We start from the raw sequence: 14971 nt of genomic DNA, 5'->3' as shown, positions 1-14971 counted from the left end.
AACAATGAGGCGTCGAGAGACTTTGGATCATTCGGGTCGGCTCGACGCGGTGGAAACGGCGGACTTGGCGCGAACCAAGAAAGGCAGGTTCTGGTTCACCGCATAACCAGTGAAAAGGATCATCAGACCGCCCACGATCTGCACCGGGCTCATCGCCTTGCCGTAGGCGAAGTAATCCACCAGGATCGCAACCACGGGATAGATATAGGAGAGAACGGCGATCAGCGGCGTCGAAAGCTTCTGGAAGGCCGAATACATCAGGATGTAGCTCAGGCACGTGTGGAACGCGCCGAGGATGATCAGATCGCTCCACTGGCCGCCGGAGAATTCGGGCATTGCGCCGACATCAGCCAACGGCGCCAACATCACGGCCCCGACGGAAACCTGAATGAATGCAATCAGATGCGGCTTGATGCCCTTCAGGCGCTTCACGATGATCGACACGATCACGTAGAAGATCGCGGCACCGATCGCCAGCGCGACGCCCTGGATATGGCTCGCCGTGAAGCTCACCTCTTCCATGTCCGGAGCAACGATCAACACCACCCCAATGAACGCGATCAAAATCCAGGCGACCTTGTCGCGAGTGATCGTTTCTCCAAGGAATATCACCCCCATCAGAACGAAGAACAGCGGCTGGGTGTGATAGATCACCGTCGACGTCGAGATCGATGCGACGTCGAAGGACGCAAACAGCATCACCCAGTTGGTGACCAGAAAGACGCCGCTCAGAACCGCGAGCAACAGAGATTTGCGGGTCAGCCCGGTGTTTCGGAAAAACCCGCGCGCAAAACAGAAAAACACGAGAAAGAAGGCTCCGAAGACACAACGGAAAAAGACGACGTCATGCGCGGCCAGGTGGGATTCAAGCACAAAATATCCGACCGTCCCCATGACGATCATGGCCACGATCATTTCCAATAACCCACGACTTTTCTCGGCCGGGTTGTGCATGTCAGTTCTCCTGATTGCTAGGTGAGAAAGAGTTGGCAGGTTCGTCGTCCCGGTCGATCTCGCCGGAAGGAGAAAAAGTGACGACGTGCGGTACCGTCAGGCCGGGCGAACCGTGGAACGGGCATTTCGCCGGCCTCGGCACATCCGCTTCTTCCAACTGGTACTGCGTCCATTCGCGGTTTTCGGCATTGCCGTAGAAACCGAGATCCGGCGGAACCACTCCGTTGGTATAGGCGGCCACACGTGCGCGGATCCGCTCGCGGATAAGATGATCGAAATTCTCGCGCGGATTAATGATGAAAGTCAGGTACTTGCCCAGCTTCCTGTTGCGCAGGACGCGATGTTCGGGCATGCTCATGTCGGTGAAGAGCTGGACACCGTTGAAGCAATAGCTCCAGTCGGAATGGTCGGCAGACATCGGCACCGTCTCCGGCCAGGCGGCAGGGTCCATCCGGTGGGCCTAGTTGAGGATTTCTCACCCGAGCGCATGGAGCGAACCGGCATGAGGTGATTGGCTCCCATTGAAAAACACAACCAGCGGGGCAAGCAGGCGATCTTCGATATCAACGCGGTGCACGAAATTCGTGTAATCCGTCAGTTCCGCGAGGAACTCCTTATACCCCGCCGCAGCCGAACATTCGACGAACACGGACCGTACGGAACTGCTCTTCCACGCCCTTCGAGCAAACGGGCAAGGAAATTCCTCGTCGTTCAAGCACGCTGCGAAGTCGTCGAGGGCATCGCGCTACCAACCAGTTAAGGAGACCCGACCGTCGAGGAGCTTCGCCATGGAAACAGTCTGTCCGAAAGAGAACTCGGAGTCCGAGCATTCAATTTCACATGACGTATCAGAACGAATTTTCCATAACTATAAAATAAATATTTATTACATCTTCGAACGCGAAAATTTTCAGAACATATATATCGATTAATTATTTCAACAAGATGTAATGCACGCTCCTGTATATGAATAATTTCTCAAATTGCAGCCACGGAAACTTCAGTAAACAGAGGTTCCACAATATTCAATATCGTTGCGATCTCAGCTTCTCTTTCGGCTGGATCCACAGAAGCCTGATACTCCGCGAGTTCAAGGCCCAGAACCTGCTTCTGCGGCAAAGCTTGCAGCGATGCCCGAAGCTGTTGCGGCAGCAGACCGCCCGGCACCTTGTAATCCGCCGATACATATCCGGGTTCGAGCACGTCCCAGTCGATGTGGATCCAGACCTTACGGTCCTCGACGGCCTGAGCGAGGGCATCCGACGCCACGGCGCCGGCAGGAATGATCCGGGCCCCGGCGCGGTTTATGAGCTCTTCCTCTTCCGGATCGATATCGCGCGCTCCGACGAAGATCACATTCGTCGGATCCATGCCCGCACAGTGACCGCTATCCCAGAGCCCGCACACTGCCGCCACCACCCCATCCCACCGAGATACCCGGAGCCTGTGCTCAGCGGCGTGTTGAAATCGCCGTGCGGATCGATCCAGAGGAGCAGGGTATCGGGGAAATGCCAAGCCACGACAGGCAATGAGCTCAGGCTTATCGAACAGGTATTCGACGCAAGCACCGTCAACCCGCCGCCCGCAAGGCTCGCGTCCAACGCCCCGGCGACCGCATCGAGTGTGGGCCGGGCCTGCGGCAGGCTTTCCGTCCAATCGTCTTCCGCCGGAGGCGAGGGTTCACCGAGAAAATGCGCCGTCACGCCGAACCGGTCCTGCAACGTACGCCCGGTCAGCGCAGCCCCCTCGATGATCCGCACGGTCTTGTCGGCCGCTCTCCCCTGAGACACGAGAAGGTTGATTCTCATGACGCTATTTCCCTGCTGATTTTCAGATATTTCAATCGTTGCGACCGAGGACCTGGCGCATCGTCCAGTCCCGGGCCCGGATGCTATGACTCATGACCATGCGGCACCGCGTCAAGCCAGTAATAGGCATCCGGCGTCGGCCGTTCTCCGAAAATGGCCTGACCGATCCAGACGACGATCGCACCTTCGCGGATAGCGTCCTCGTAATCCCCGGACATGCCAATCGACAATTCGCAGATCTCCGGGTTTTGCTGTAGAGCACGGTCGCGCAGATCCCGCAGCACGCGAGAGCATGCGCGCACCCTGTCGCAGCTCGCGCTGAACACCGCCAACGTCATCAGCCCCCGCGGCCTCAGATGTTCAAAAGCGGCCAACTCGGTAATGAAATCCGCGACCGCATCGGATTCCAGCCCGTACTTGCTAACTTCGCCGGACGTGTTGGCCTGGACGAATACGTCAAGCGTCCGATTGGTTCGTGCGAGTTGGCGGTCGAGCGCCTCGACAAACCTGAGACTGTCCAGCGCGTGGAATTCGGTTGCGAACTGGACCATCTGTTTGACCTTGTTGGTCTGCAGATGACCGACCATGATCCACCGTATCGGCAGATCATCGAGCAAGACCACCTTGCCTTGCGCTTCCTGCACCTTGTTCTCGGCGAAATCGTGCATCCCCGCCTCGAAGGCATCGCGCAGGATATCCGCGGGAACCGTCTTGGTGACCGGCAGCAACCGCACGTCGGCGCGGCTTCTGCCGACTTCTTCGCAAACGTCGGCGATCCTGCGATCGATCGCTTCCAAACGCGTTTGAAATTCCCGACGTGAATCGGGTCCGAATCTGGGGGCGGAATTAAACATTGAAAATGAGCTTCAAATGCCGGTGGCGGCAATGTTTTGGTTCAAACTCTCGTACGGGTTGCCCCCTTCCTATCCTTGCGATAGCACTTCCAAAACTGCCAGATATTGAAATTTTCGGTGATCCAGTTGAAGAGAAATGAATTGTTGTCATTGCACACCGGGGCAAAGGACATTTGGCGGATTCTGCGCGAGCAGATCGTCTCACGCGCCTATTTGCCGAACGAACCGATCCCCTCTTCGCGCGCACTGGCTCTTGAACTCGACGTTTCCCGCACGACCGTCTCTGCAGCCTACGAACAGCTCGTCGCCGAAGGTTACATCGAGGTTCGGCAGGGAAGGCGTCCGCGGGTGGCTGCGTCATTGGCGATCCGGTGGCGCCAGAAGCCCTCGGCGCCCCGAAACGAGAAAGGCGAAATCCACCTGCCGGAATTCGGAAAACGGCTGATTTCCTCCGGTCCGGTCGCATTGCCGACGATGCGGGGTGTTCGGATCAACTTTCGCTACGGCGAAATGGCATCGCGGGATTTTCCGATCGCGGCCTGGAAAAAGGCCGTGCAGAGCCAGAGGGCTCTTTCCGACTGCGCAAGACTCTCCAGGGTTATCTCTGGCGCGCCCGCTTCATCCATTGCGACATCGAGCGGATCATTGTCGTGAGCGGTTCGCAGCAGGCGCTCGATCTAACAGGGCGGCTGTTGCTGAACCTCGACGACACCTTCGTGATCGAGAACCCGGCCTATGCTCTGGCCAGAAAAGCGCTTGAGGCGACAGGAGCCCGCGCGATCCCCGTGAATGTGGATTGCGACGGGCTGGAAACCTCGCTGCTCGACGGAGTGAACGCACGCCTCGCCTATGTGACCCCGTCGCATCAGTATCCGCTCGGCAGCATCATGTCTGCGGAACGTCGCCTGGAATTGATCGGCTGGTTCCGGAAATTCGGAGCCTGGATCGTCGAGGACGATTACGACAGCGAATACCGCTATGATATCAAACCATTGCCACCGCTTCAGGCAATCGGTGACAACAGTCGCGTGATCTATATCGGGACGGTGTCGAAAATCCTCTCACCGGCCCTGCGGATAGGCTGCGTCGTGGTGCTGGAATCATTGAAACCGGCATTCATGACGGCAAAGCAGCTCGCCGACCGCCATACGAGCTTGAACGATCAGGAAGCCCTCGCTGACTTTATCGAAAGCGGCGCCTATGAACGGCACGTCCGTCGACAACGCAACAAGAACAGCCAGCGGCTCGAAGTATTGATCGAGGCACTCCACCTCAATTTCGGATCACGGATTGAAATCGAGAGCACCAAGGCCGGGCTACATGTCGTCGTCTGGATCAAAGACCTCCCCCGAACATGTGAGCCGGAGCTGATCGAGAGAGCCCGAAGCCTCGGCCTCTATTCCGTCCATTCCCTTTACAACCCGCCATGTCCCGGTGAGCGCGGCAATCAGGTCGACCTGGTGATGGGTTACGCGGCCCTGTCGCCGGAATCGATCACAAAGGCATCGCCTCCCCGAAGCGGAAGGCCCCAAAGGCACGTCCGATGGCGGTCAGGGACATCTGCCGCAATGCCATGTCGTCGCCGAGCTTTGATCCGCGAAACCGGCGACGAACCGCACGCCGTCGTCATACGGAAATGAGCTCGAGGCGCTGATAGGCCTTGAAGCGCTCGGAAATCGCCTGTGCGAACCTGTCCGCGCTCCCTTCACAGAAGGGCAGGCTCAACAAGGGTTCCGATATTTCCATTTCGAGCAAGATCGGGTTTCCGGCATCGTCTTTCACGAGATCGACGCGCGCGTACAACAACTCGGAGATCTCTGAAACGATCTTCCCGGTCGCGATCAGGGCGTCGGTTGCAAGCGCGATTTCATCATCGCCGGGCATCCGGCTCTGACGGAAATTTGCCGTCGGCGCATTCACCGTACCATCAGCATCGAGCAACGCCCCCTTGCGGATGGCATGGCTGAAAGATCCGTTAAAGAAGATGAGGTCCGTCTCACCGAGAACCTCGATGGACCCGAGATAAGGCTGTATGAGCGCCACAGCCCCCAGACGATGAAGAGCGGCAACATGCTTTTCCTCATCCCAAAGCTGATCGCGCGTGAAGCGAAGCACATCTCTGGAATAGGCTCCGACCGAAGGCTTTACGACAAATTCGCGGGACCTGGGGTAACGATCAAAGAAGTCTTTCAGCTCCCCGATCGCGTCTGTCGCTTTCGGTTCGACGAAATAGGTCGGCACTATCGGAATACCGTAGGCGTCGAGATCGGAAAGATAGTGCTTGTCCAACCCCCACTCCACGACTTCCAAGGGGTTCTCAAGCATGGTCACTTTCGAGACCCACCGAGACAACCACGCGATAAAATCCTGCAGTCGCTCCGTGTAGCTCTACGGGGACCGGAGCAGTACCATGGAGTACGACGCCCAGTCGACCGCGGGGGGCGTCCCAACGCTGTATCGTGACCGGCAAGGCAAGTTTTTCACAAGACGCCTGAAGACAATCCATGTCGTAATCAACGGGCAGGCTCGCATCATCCATCACAAGAGCGATGACCTTCATTTCCTACTCCAAATATTTTTCGATGCTTTTCGGGCCGCCGTCGCCCAGCAAGGCCAATCGAACGCTTGTTCGGGCACCTTCGGCGGCGGGTTGATCCCCCTCTCCGTAGTTCATGTCCGTGCGCGTATAACCGGGATGCGCGGAATTCACCTTGATCGGCGTTTTCCGCAATTCGTAGGCAAGGTGAGCGATCCAGGAATTGAGAGCGCTCTTCGATGCGCTGTAGGCAGGCAGCGACTTGAACATATCGCTATAGGCATACGAGGCCGGATCGCTGTGGGTGGTGATCGAACCGAGAAGGCTCGACACGTTGACGATCCGCCCCGCCGGAGATTTCCTCAACAAGGGCAGGAAGACCTGCGTTACCGCGACAGTACCGAAGATGTTGGTGTCGAACGTTATCCGCCAGTCATCCAGCACCTGCTCGGACGGCCGAGTACCGTACGGCTCGATGCAGATCGCTGCGTTGTTCACGAGGATATCGAGCTTGTCTTCCCGGTCAGACAGGTACCTTGGTGCGTCGCTCACGCTCTGTTGCGACGTGATATCCAGCACCAAGGGGTGGACATCCAGTTTTTGAGACCGGAGCAGCGATATGGCCGACGCAACGCGTTCCTCGCTGCGTCCGGCGAGATAGCAGCGTATTCCGAGTTCGGATAACTGCTTCGCGATCTCAAAGCCGATACCTTTGTTTGCACCGGTAACCACGGCAATTTTCTGCATCGAACCATTCTTCATGATTTTCAAAATTGTTCTTTCAAAACAATATTCATGAACATCCGCCGCTTAACGAGCCAGACAACTCCAACTCCATCCCAAAATCCCCGGAGAAAAAACTCTGAAATATTCGGTCGAAATGTTTTTTTCAGAATTTTTACTGGCGCAATGGGTTTCTTGCTTGTCGTCCTAACTTCCGACGCGGCTCATGATCACCGAACGCTTTTCCGCCGCTCATTATTCCTCCCGGGGAAAGGGAAATCCCGATACCCGTTTCGCGACGAAATTCAGCGCTCGATGATCTTTACTGAAAAAGATGATCTTTCCTGAAAAAGACGTCGTGTCTCGTCGTCTCTCCGGTCAGATCCCGAGTTGAACCCTGCGGCTCTTCCATAGCGACACCGTCACCAGCGTTATGACCGCAAGCGCGACACAGAAGATCGATAGGGTCGGAATGAGCCCGAACCGATCCGCCAGAAACCCACTGATAATGACCGGAATGGAAAAGCCCACATACGCATAGACGAAGAGACCTGCCGTCGCCCGCGCCCTGTTGTCCGGCGCACGGATCGAGAACTCGGAAAGGGCGGCGAGATAGGTGAAGCCGTAACACTGGCAGCACTCGTGACGGCGGTTCCGATAAGAACGAGCGCGATCCAGTCGAATTCGGCACCGATCACAAGTAGGACGAAGCCTGTCGGAACCAACACGAAACCGACCGACAGCGCCGCATGATTGCTGAGCGATTTTGCGATCGGCTGACACAGGAACCCGACGAAGATCGCCATGAAGATTACCAGCCCGGTCCATGTCCCCAATCCGTGCTCGGCAAGTTGGAGCGGAACGACGGCAATCGAAGCAACGAAACGTTCTTGGGTTCGTCCACCCTCGGCAAGGTGAAGGCCAGCAGCGCCAGGATCGAAAATATTGTGATAAAAGTCACAAATATCACTGGCACGAAGGTCGCCCCCTGTATCGCGAGGCATATGCTGGTCGCAAGCGCTCCGCCGCCGAAGCCGAGCGACGTAGCAGAGATCACGAAGAGAGCCGCGCGGCGGGCGTTCTTCTCACCGAGTATCTCGGTCATGTAAGCGGTCCCCGCAGTCGTCGCCAGCGCGGTGCTTACCCCCAGCATCAGACGCGCGAATACGAGATTGCCCCAGCTCAGATAGAGCGCGAGCAGAACCATTGCGAGGACCGATAAGGCCAATGCGCAGCCAAGAGGAATTCAACGGCCGATCCTGTCGGAAAGCCCACCGATCAGCATCAGCGTCGGCATCAATCCCGCAACATAGGCGGCAAAGGCAATCGTGACGGCCGCAGCCCCCATGCCGCTGACTTCGGCATAAGCATTGTACAAGAGAGCCTGGAGGTTAACCGCAAACGTTACGCTGAATAAAATGAACGCAAGAAGCGCCGATGAAATCGTCTTCGCATATATCATACCAACATTGGAAATGTATCCTTGGGTAAGCGGACAATGCACGGTTCCCATATCGCCTGCATTACAATTTTTATATTGTACTTAAGCACGCTTTTAGGGCGGCATGTTTCCAATCGGGCGACCATCGGACAGAGGCGCGCATCCATGGCGAAAAATACGTACAAGGCACTTGCGGAACGCCTGTCGGATCAGATCCACAACGGAGAACTCCGCCCCGACTGCAAATTACCTCCGCATCGCAAATATCAGGAACAATTGAACATTTCGCTCGGCATCGCAACGTGGGTCTATCGCGAACTCAAGGACCGGGGGCTCGTAGTCGGCGAAACAGGCCGCGGCGTCTTCGTCAGGGATCAGGGCGTCCCGCTCACCCTCGGCGTTGAGCAAAGAGCTCCGGACGGTCTGGTCGACCTTGTCTTCAACATGCCCAGTTCGGACGGAGATCCGGAACTTCTGAGAACGGCCCGCAGGAAGATTCCGACGGCCGGAGATCTGGATGCGATGCTCCGATATCAACCGCACGCCGGGCGGCCCCCCCACGAGAGAGCCATCATCGCCGACTACCTCAAGGATCGCATCGGAAAGATAAATTCGGAAAATCTTCTGGTCATCTCCGGAGCGCAGCACGAGCTCGCCTTGTCCTTATAACGGGGTTTCTGAAGAGAGGAGACACGATTGCCGCCGACTATCTCAACCTATGCGGGATTGAAGTTGGTCGCATCGATTCACGGCATCAATCTTGTTCCGGTGTGCCATGCCGACGGCGCCCTTGGTCCGGACGATCTGGCGCGTATCTGTTCAAAGCGCCGGATCCACGCGCTCTATACAATGCCCATGGTTCACAACCCCATCGGCTCGACGATGGACGATCCGACCCGCCGAGCCATTGCCGGGATTGCCCGCAGGCATGACCTGCTGATCGTCGAAGACAGCGCCTAGCCTTCCTCGAAACCAACCCGCCATCCAGCTTTGTCGAGCTCGCGCCAGAGAGAACGATTTATATCGGCGGGTTCTCCAAGAACATCGCGACCGGGTTGCGCCTCGGTTTCCTGGTCGCGCCGAACAATTGCGTCAATGCGCTTATCCGCGAGATCCGCGCGATAACATGGAACGCCCCGGCACTGATATCCGGTTTGGTCACGGGGTGGATCGAGGACGACACGGTCGCTCAACTGGAAAAGAAACGACACTCCGACGGTGCCCACCGCCAGCAGCTTTGCAGAAAACTGTTATGGAACACGGGGATCAAGGCCCATCGCAATGCCGGATTCGCCTGGATCCCGCTGGAGGACGGAATTCGCTCCGAACCCATCATCAGGCGCCTCATGGAGCTGGGATACGCCGTCTCCGGCGGTGAGGCATTCTTCATTTCCGAAAACATCCCGAAAGAGAATATCGCGAAGCATGACCAGGAACCCACCCCGCGGATTTTCTTCTGTCCGCAGGATCACCTCAAGCGCTTGAATTCAAACTGGCCTTGAGCATTGGCACCCCTCCCAGAGATTATGTCTGCCATCCAACCTCTGTTCTCTCCGTCGCGCTTTCCTTGCGGCTCATGCGAACCCAGCGCCAGCGAGGTGTGATGTTTTTCCCCGGCCGCCCTCCAAGTCATAGCAGGGAATTAGGAGTGCGAGATTGCTTCCAGGCTCGCCACACTTCCCGGCGCCGTACCGATCATGTTCTTCCGCCGAGAAATGACACACCCGCTTCTCGCGTGTGAAATGGAAGGCGTGTCATTCATCCGGGAACCGTTCGCAGATCCAGGCTAGCCGACCTCGCCGAATTCCTGTGTCGCCTGCTCGGCAAGCTGCCTCCATTGCAGCTTGCCGCTGGCGTTGCGCGGCAGGGCGTCGAGAAACACGATCTTGCGCGACACCTTGTAGGCCGCCATTTCCTCGCGACACCAGGAAATCAACTCTTCTTCCGAGACCTCGGCGCGCTGCACCACATAGGCCAGAACGCTCTCACCCCGTCGCGGGTCCGGGTAGCTGACGACGCAGATCTCCGCAACCGTCGGATGATCGTGGATGATCGCTTCCACCTCAGTCGGCCAGATCTTGAAGGCGGAGGCGTTGATCATCCGCTTCAGCCGGTTGATGATGTAGAAGTACCCCTCCTCGTCGTAGCGCCCGATATCTCCGGTCCTGAGAAAGCGCTTGCCGTCGATCTCCATGAACGCGGCTGCGGTCGCCTGCGGATTGTTCCAGTAACCAAGGAATACCTGCGGTGCGCTGATGGTGATTTCGCCGGCTTCGTTCGGCCGTGCCTCGCATCCCGTCTCGGGATTGATCACGCGGGCATCGACGTCGAAAACCGGTATACCGAGGCACTGGCGGTGCGGCCGGTCGGTCGGGTTGATGTGCATTGCGGCCATCGTCTCCGACATGCCGTAGCCCTCGATATAGTCGAGCCCGGTCAGCTCTTTCATCCGCTTCGCAATCGGTGCAGGCATTGCCGCGCCGTCGCCGCTGACGACCTCAAGACTTGCAAGGTCGGACGCCTCAATATCGGGATCGTTCAGAAGATCGATGATCATCGTGGTAATGCAGCGCCAGCGTGCGATCCCGTGACGCTTGATGAGCTCTGCCGCAGTGCGCCGATTCAAGCGCGACATCAGCACGACGATCTCGCCGCAATAGATCGGGCAGTTCATCGAGCCTTGCATTCCGATCACGTTAAAGAGCGGCAGGACGGCGAGCGACGGCTCCCCGCGCCCGTTCGGGTTCCACATCACCCCGCCGATGAGCATCGTCATGACGGTGCGATGCGTGTGCATGCAGCCCTTCTGCTGACCCGTAGTGCCCGACGAATAGGGAATGACGGCTAGATCGTCGGCACCGGTCGTCAATGCGCCGGGGAAAAGCCCCATCGCTTCCGCCTCAGGCCAACCGATCACGCATTCGGCACCGTAGTCGCTGCAACCCGGCGCATCCAGTCCGGTGGGCAAGGGAATGTCGAGATCTTGCCCGGCCTTGTCCGCATAGGCGGCGACCAAAACGTGCTTGAGTTTGCCCTGACCGACAAAGGGCAGGATGTGGTCCAGCAGTTCCTGTCCAACGAGAGCGACCGTTGCTCCGGTATCCTCGATCAGATGCTTGAGCTCGTGCTTCCGGTTCATCGGATTGACCGGTACGACCACCGCATCCGCACGCAGCGTCACATAATATCCCCGGAATATCCCATTACCGTATCCAGAAGCGCCGCATAGACCCCGCCATGCGGCGTTCCGTGCCGGTTCGCGAACTTGTCGCTCAACGGCAACTCGAACCGGGCCCAGTCCTCGCGCCATTCGATCAGTCGGAACCCGAGCAACTTCTGGAATAGATAGGCAGGCTCTCCGAGCGATGGCTGAGTGGCCACATCGTCCATATTCGTATCCTTTTGTTTTTGTTCACGCATAGGTGAGGAGTCGCGTCTACACCTGCCCTTGGAGATGCGGGGTTTCGTTGAAACTGTGCAGGTATTGAATATCATCACGGCCCACAAGCCGCGAGACCACGCAGTTCTTCAACTGAAGCTGCAACAGGATCATCTGGACCGGTGGTGCCTGCATGACATCTGCAAGCATCCGCGAAATTGCGCCGCCGGAGCTGACGACAAGAACCGTACCGCCTTTCGAGATCATCGTTGACCGCGCGCTCAAAACCCGTTCGGTAAAGGCGGAAAAGAGCTCCGGCGGCCCGTCAATCTCGTCGTTCTGCCAGGCGATGACCATCTCGCGCATGAGACGAAAATACAGGCCGCGATCATTGCGTTCTTCGTGGGTAAGCCCATCGGGAAAGCGCGCGTTCAAAAGGCCGGTCACGTCGAACTCGTTGAGCCCCTCAAGAACCGTCGCCTGTGCCGGATCGAGCTTCAGTGTGGGCGCCATCCCTTCAAGCGTCTCGCGGTGGCGTCGCTGGGCACCGATGAAGATGCAATCGGGAGAAAAGCCCGAAGCCGCCAGCTCATCGCCGAGCCTGCGGGCCTGTTCATGCCCGAGCGGCGAAAGCCGGTCATAGTCATCCGATCCGAAAGATGCCTGCCCATGACGGGCGAGAACCAGTTCGCTCATACGTCCTCCGCGATCCGGATATTATCGAGAGCCGCCTGATATTCCCGCTCCATTCACTGCACCAGTTCGCCGGCAGGAACGGTGTTACGAACAGCCCCGATACCCTGCCCGGCGCCCCAGATCTGGCTCCACGCCTTCGGCTTGGAACTACCTTTGCTGAAACTCATCGCCGCCGCCCCACCTGCGCGCAGAGCGTCCGGATCGAGCCCCGCATTCGTGATGGACGGCTTGAGATAGTTGCCGGAAATGCCCGTGAAGAGCGACGAGGTGACGATGTCTTCGGCCCCGCAATCCCCGATCATCTGCTTGTAATCGGCAGGTGCATTCGCTTCATCGGTCGCGATGAAGGCGGAACCGACATAGCCGAGATCTGCCCCGAGCACTTACGCGGCAAGCAAAGCCTGCCCGGTCGCGATACTGCCGGACAGAAGCAGCGGCCCGTCGAACCAGCTCCGGATTTCGGTGATGAGCGCAAACGGCGATTGCGGCCCCGCATGCCCTCCGGCTCCAGCAGCCACCGCGATCAACCCGTCGGCGCCCTTGTCGATCGCCTTGTGCGCGAAGGTATTGTTGATGATGTCGTGCAGCACCACACCGCCCGCCTCGTGCGCAACAGCGTTGACCTCCGGCCGCGCGCCCAGCGACGTGATCCAGATCGGCACCTTCCAACGGGCACAGATCTCCACATCCCTCTCCAACCACGTATTGGAGCGATGAACGATCTGATTGACAGCGAAGGGAGCCGCCGGGCGGTCCGGATTTGCCTGATTGTGCCGATCCAGTTCCTCGGTAATGCGCTGCAACCACATGTCGAGCATCGGCGCTTCGCCCTCACCCTCCCGCGCATTGAGCGCGGGGAAACTGCCGACGATCCCTGCCTTGCATTGCGCAATCACCAGATCCGGGCCGGACACGATGAAAATCGGCGCGGCCACCATCGGCAGGCACAATCCTTTGAGGATTTCGGACAGTCGGGCATTACGGCGCATCAAACGTTCTCCTCCATGTGACGCAGGCCCAGCCAGTCGGCGGCAAGGGCGGGCTTGTCGCTGCCGTCCAGATCGATCCTTGTCTCCCAGACTATCAGAACGGACGCGGGCCCCCTTCGTTCTAGCGTCTTGAGACGGAAACGGCCACGGATTCGACCGCCGGCAGGCACGGGAGCGAGGAACCGGACGCGATCGAAGCCGTAATTCACGCTGGAACGAACGCCCGACAATCTCGGCAAGGCCGATTGCGACAGACGCGGTAGGAGCGACAACGTCAGGAACCCGTGCGCCACCGTTCCGCCGAACGACCCCTCAAGAGCCGCCCGGCGCGGGCCCACATGGATGAATTGCCGATCTCCCGTCAGATCGGCAAAGGCGTCGATCACCTCCTGATCGATGCTCACCCAGTCGGAAACGCCGACTTCATCCCCAAGCCGCGCCTCCAGATCATCAAGCGTGATCTCCCCGATCTCCACCCCTCATCCTCCGTTTCCCCCAAGACAAGACGGCGTGAACGGTCACGCGGCATAGCTTCGGACGATCTCGCCCTCGCACTGATCGGTATCGCCGAGCTGATGGTCGATCATGGCGAGCCGCTTGGCATAGTGCGAAGCCGCGTATTCCCAGGTCATCGCGATGCCGCCATGCATCTGGACGGTCTCTTCCGCCACGAGCCTGGCTGCCCGTCCGATCAGGCTCTTGGCCATGGCCGAGCGATAGGCAGCGTCCGACGTACCAAGACTGTCCGCAAGGTTAATCGTTATCGAGCGGGCCTGCTCGATCTCCGCCAGAAGGTCGACCGCGCGGTGCTGCAGCACCTGGAACTTGCCGATCACGACACCGAATTGCTTGCGCGTGCGCAGGTAATCGAGCAGCAGCGCATTGGCGACGTCCATCGTCCCGACCGCTTCCGCGCAAAGCGCCAAACGACCGGTCGCATACATGTCGGCAACGGCGTCCTCGGCCTCGCGGATCAGCAAGGTCGCCGGCGTGCCATCGAGCACGACCTCGGCCGCCCCTCCACTATCGATCATGCCGTAGCCCGTCAGTGCGACGTCCTTCGGATAGACGCGGAACACCGCCGGGCGACCATCAAGCAGGGCGACCACCAGCAGCGCGTGCACGATATGTCCGCCATAGACAGCCGTCTTGCGTCCCTCCAGCACATAGCCATCACCGGACGGCGTCGCCGATATGCTCATGAAAGCCTGGTCGTAAGGTTCATCGATCTCGGAAACCGCCACGGCGTAGCGAACGGATCCGTCGACAAGATCCTGCTGATCCATCCCCGCAGACGTCAGCAAACGACTGGCCAGAAGCGTCCCCAGAAACAGCTCAGGGCAGAGCGCACGACCCAGTTCCTCGAAGACGATGGCAATATCGAAACCGGTTCCGCCAAAGCCGCCATTCTCCTCTCCCACCAGAGCGCCGGGGATCCCGATCTCCGCCATTTCCGCCCACATCTCCACACTGTGAAACGGCTCCGCATAGGCGATCGCGTTCCGTCGCTCGATCGCGCACTTGTCCGCCAGGTAGCGGCGCATGGTATCGGCAAGCATCTGCCGGTCTTCGGTCAGATCGAAATTCATGA

Annotated in this window: 17 protein-coding genes and 3 pseudogenes; 5 read left to right on the top strand and 15 right to left on the bottom strand. The window is 58.5% G+C overall.

Annotated elements, in window-relative coordinates; genetic code table 11:
• Window positions 1-27 precede the first annotated feature (27 nt).
• The 5 genes and pseudogenes from QNJ43_RS07525 to QNJ43_RS07505 form a co-directional block, all read right to left on the bottom strand.
• Entirely contained in the window at window positions 28-954 is a 927-nt protein-coding gene (locus QNJ43_RS07525; protein ID WP_300468735.1) for a DMT family transporter, read from the bottom strand.
• Between the two features lies 1 nt (window position 955).
• Window positions 956-1669: pseudogene (locus QNJ43_RS07520) on the bottom strand (YqcI/YcgG family protein).
• A 263-nt stretch (window positions 1670-1932) separates the two neighbouring features.
• A complete protein-coding gene (locus QNJ43_RS07515; protein ID WP_300468733.1) occupies window positions 1933-2325 on the bottom strand; it encodes an arginase family protein in 393 nt (130 codons plus the stop codon).
• Window positions 2307-2762, bottom strand: coding sequence for a hypothetical protein (locus QNJ43_RS07510; RefSeq protein ID WP_300468731.1), 456 nt, complete (start codon window positions 2760-2762; stop codon window positions 2307-2309). Before QNJ43_RS07510 ends, QNJ43_RS07515 begins: the two co-directional genes overlap by 19 nt.
• Window positions 2763-2845: 83 nt before the next feature.
• Window positions 2846-3559, bottom strand: a complete 714-nt coding sequence (locus tag QNJ43_RS07505) for a YggS family pyridoxal phosphate-dependent enzyme (RefSeq protein ID WP_300468729.1) — start codon at window positions 3557-3559, stop codon at window positions 2846-2848.
• 201 nt (window positions 3560-3760) lie between these two features.
• Between QNJ43_RS07505 and QNJ43_RS07500 the strand changes: the two genes are divergently transcribed.
• Both QNJ43_RS07500 and QNJ43_RS07495 read left to right on the top strand, forming a co-directional pair.
• The gene (locus QNJ43_RS07500; RefSeq protein WP_300468727.1) at window positions 3761-4270 is read left to right on the top strand and encodes a GntR family transcriptional regulator; all 510 of its coding nucleotides are present in this window, start codon (window positions 3761-3763) and stop codon (window positions 4268-4270) included.
• Window positions 4267-5256 (top strand): PLP-dependent aminotransferase family protein, encoded by a 990-nt coding sequence (locus tag QNJ43_RS07495; protein WP_300468724.1) that lies wholly within the window; start codon window positions 4267-4269, stop codon window positions 5254-5256. Before QNJ43_RS07500 ends, QNJ43_RS07495 begins: the two co-directional genes overlap by 4 nt.
• Here QNJ43_RS07495 and QNJ43_RS07490 read toward each other — a convergent pair.
• The 4 genes from QNJ43_RS07490 to QNJ43_RS07475 form a co-directional block, all read right to left on the bottom strand.
• Complete coding sequence (locus QNJ43_RS07490) at window positions 5243-5857, bottom strand: hypothetical protein (protein ID WP_300468722.1); 615 nt, start codon at window positions 5855-5857, stop codon at window positions 5243-5245. The genes QNJ43_RS07495 and QNJ43_RS07490 overlap by 14 nt on opposite strands.
• Before the next feature lie 322 nt (window positions 5858-6179).
• On the bottom strand, window positions 6180-6914 hold the full coding sequence (locus tag QNJ43_RS07485; RefSeq protein ID WP_300468720.1) for an SDR family oxidoreductase: 735 nt from the start codon (window positions 6912-6914) through the stop codon (window positions 6180-6182).
• Window positions 6915-7253: 339 nt separating this feature from the next.
• Window positions 7254-7406 carry a hypothetical protein gene (locus QNJ43_RS07480; protein ID WP_300468717.1) on the bottom strand — a complete coding sequence of 51 codons (153 nt, stop codon included), beginning with the start codon at window positions 7404-7406 and terminating at the stop codon, window positions 7254-7256.
• Between the two features lie 280 nt (window positions 7407-7686).
• Window positions 7687-8103, bottom strand: coding sequence for a hypothetical protein (locus QNJ43_RS07475; RefSeq protein WP_346432898.1), 417 nt, complete (start codon window positions 8101-8103; stop codon window positions 7687-7689).
• A 270-nt stretch (window positions 8104-8373) separates the two neighbouring features.
• Between QNJ43_RS07475 and QNJ43_RS07470 the strand changes: the two genes are divergently transcribed.
• The 3 genes and pseudogenes from QNJ43_RS07470 to QNJ43_RS07460 form a co-directional block, all read left to right on the top strand.
• Entirely contained in the window at window positions 8374-8985 is a 612-nt protein-coding gene (locus tag QNJ43_RS07470) for a GntR family transcriptional regulator (protein ID WP_300468713.1), read from the top strand.
• A 63-nt stretch (window positions 8986-9048) separates the two neighbouring features.
• Window positions 9049-9276 (top strand): hypothetical protein, encoded by a 228-nt coding sequence (locus tag QNJ43_RS07465; protein WP_300468711.1) that lies wholly within the window; start codon window positions 9049-9051, stop codon window positions 9274-9276.
• A gap of 41 nt (window positions 9277-9317) precedes the next feature.
• Window positions 9318-9818, top strand: a pseudogene (locus QNJ43_RS07460) (aminotransferase class I/II-fold pyridoxal phosphate-dependent enzyme); the annotation flags it as partial.
• A 284-nt stretch (window positions 9819-10102) separates the two neighbouring features.
• On the opposite strand, the gene QNJ43_RS07455 reads toward QNJ43_RS07460, so the two are convergent.
• The 6 genes and pseudogenes from QNJ43_RS07455 to QNJ43_RS07430 form a co-directional block, all read right to left on the bottom strand.
• Window positions 10103-11497 carry an AMP-binding protein gene (locus tag QNJ43_RS07455; RefSeq protein WP_300468709.1) on the bottom strand — a complete coding sequence of 465 codons (1395 nt, stop codon included), beginning with the start codon at window positions 11495-11497 and terminating at the stop codon, window positions 10103-10105.
• Window positions 11494-11706, bottom strand: a complete 213-nt coding sequence (locus QNJ43_RS07450; protein ID WP_300468707.1) for a PaaI family thioesterase — start codon at window positions 11704-11706, stop codon at window positions 11494-11496. The genes QNJ43_RS07455 and QNJ43_RS07450 overlap by 4 nt, the downstream gene beginning before the upstream one ends.
• 46 nt (window positions 11707-11752) lie before the next feature.
• Window positions 11753-12391: a histidine phosphatase family protein gene (locus tag QNJ43_RS07445; protein ID WP_300468705.1), complete on the bottom strand. Its 639-nt coding sequence runs from the start codon at window positions 12389-12391 to the stop codon at window positions 11753-11755.
• A 53-nt stretch (window positions 12392-12444) separates the two neighbouring features.
• Window positions 12445-13380 (bottom strand): annotated as a pseudogene (locus QNJ43_RS07440) (nitronate monooxygenase family protein).
• The gene (locus QNJ43_RS07435; RefSeq protein WP_300468703.1) at window positions 13380-13856 is read right to left on the bottom strand and encodes a MaoC family dehydratase; all 477 of its coding nucleotides are present in this window, start codon (window positions 13854-13856) and stop codon (window positions 13380-13382) included. The pseudogene QNJ43_RS07440 and the gene QNJ43_RS07435 overlap by 1 nt, the downstream one beginning before the upstream one ends.
• A gap of 42 nt (window positions 13857-13898) precedes the next feature.
• Window positions 13899-14969, bottom strand: a complete 1071-nt coding sequence (locus tag QNJ43_RS07430) for an acyl-CoA dehydrogenase family protein (protein ID WP_300468701.1) — start codon at window positions 14967-14969, stop codon at window positions 13899-13901.
• Window positions 14970-14971: the final 2 nt, after the last annotated feature.

Origin of the sequence: Breoghania sp., from assembly GCF_030066895.1 — a bacterium.
GTDB lineage: Bacteria > Pseudomonadota > Alphaproteobacteria > Rhizobiales > Stappiaceae > Breoghania.
Note: the sequence above shows the minus strand (reverse complement) of the source record. Positions and strands in the feature narration are given on the sequence as shown.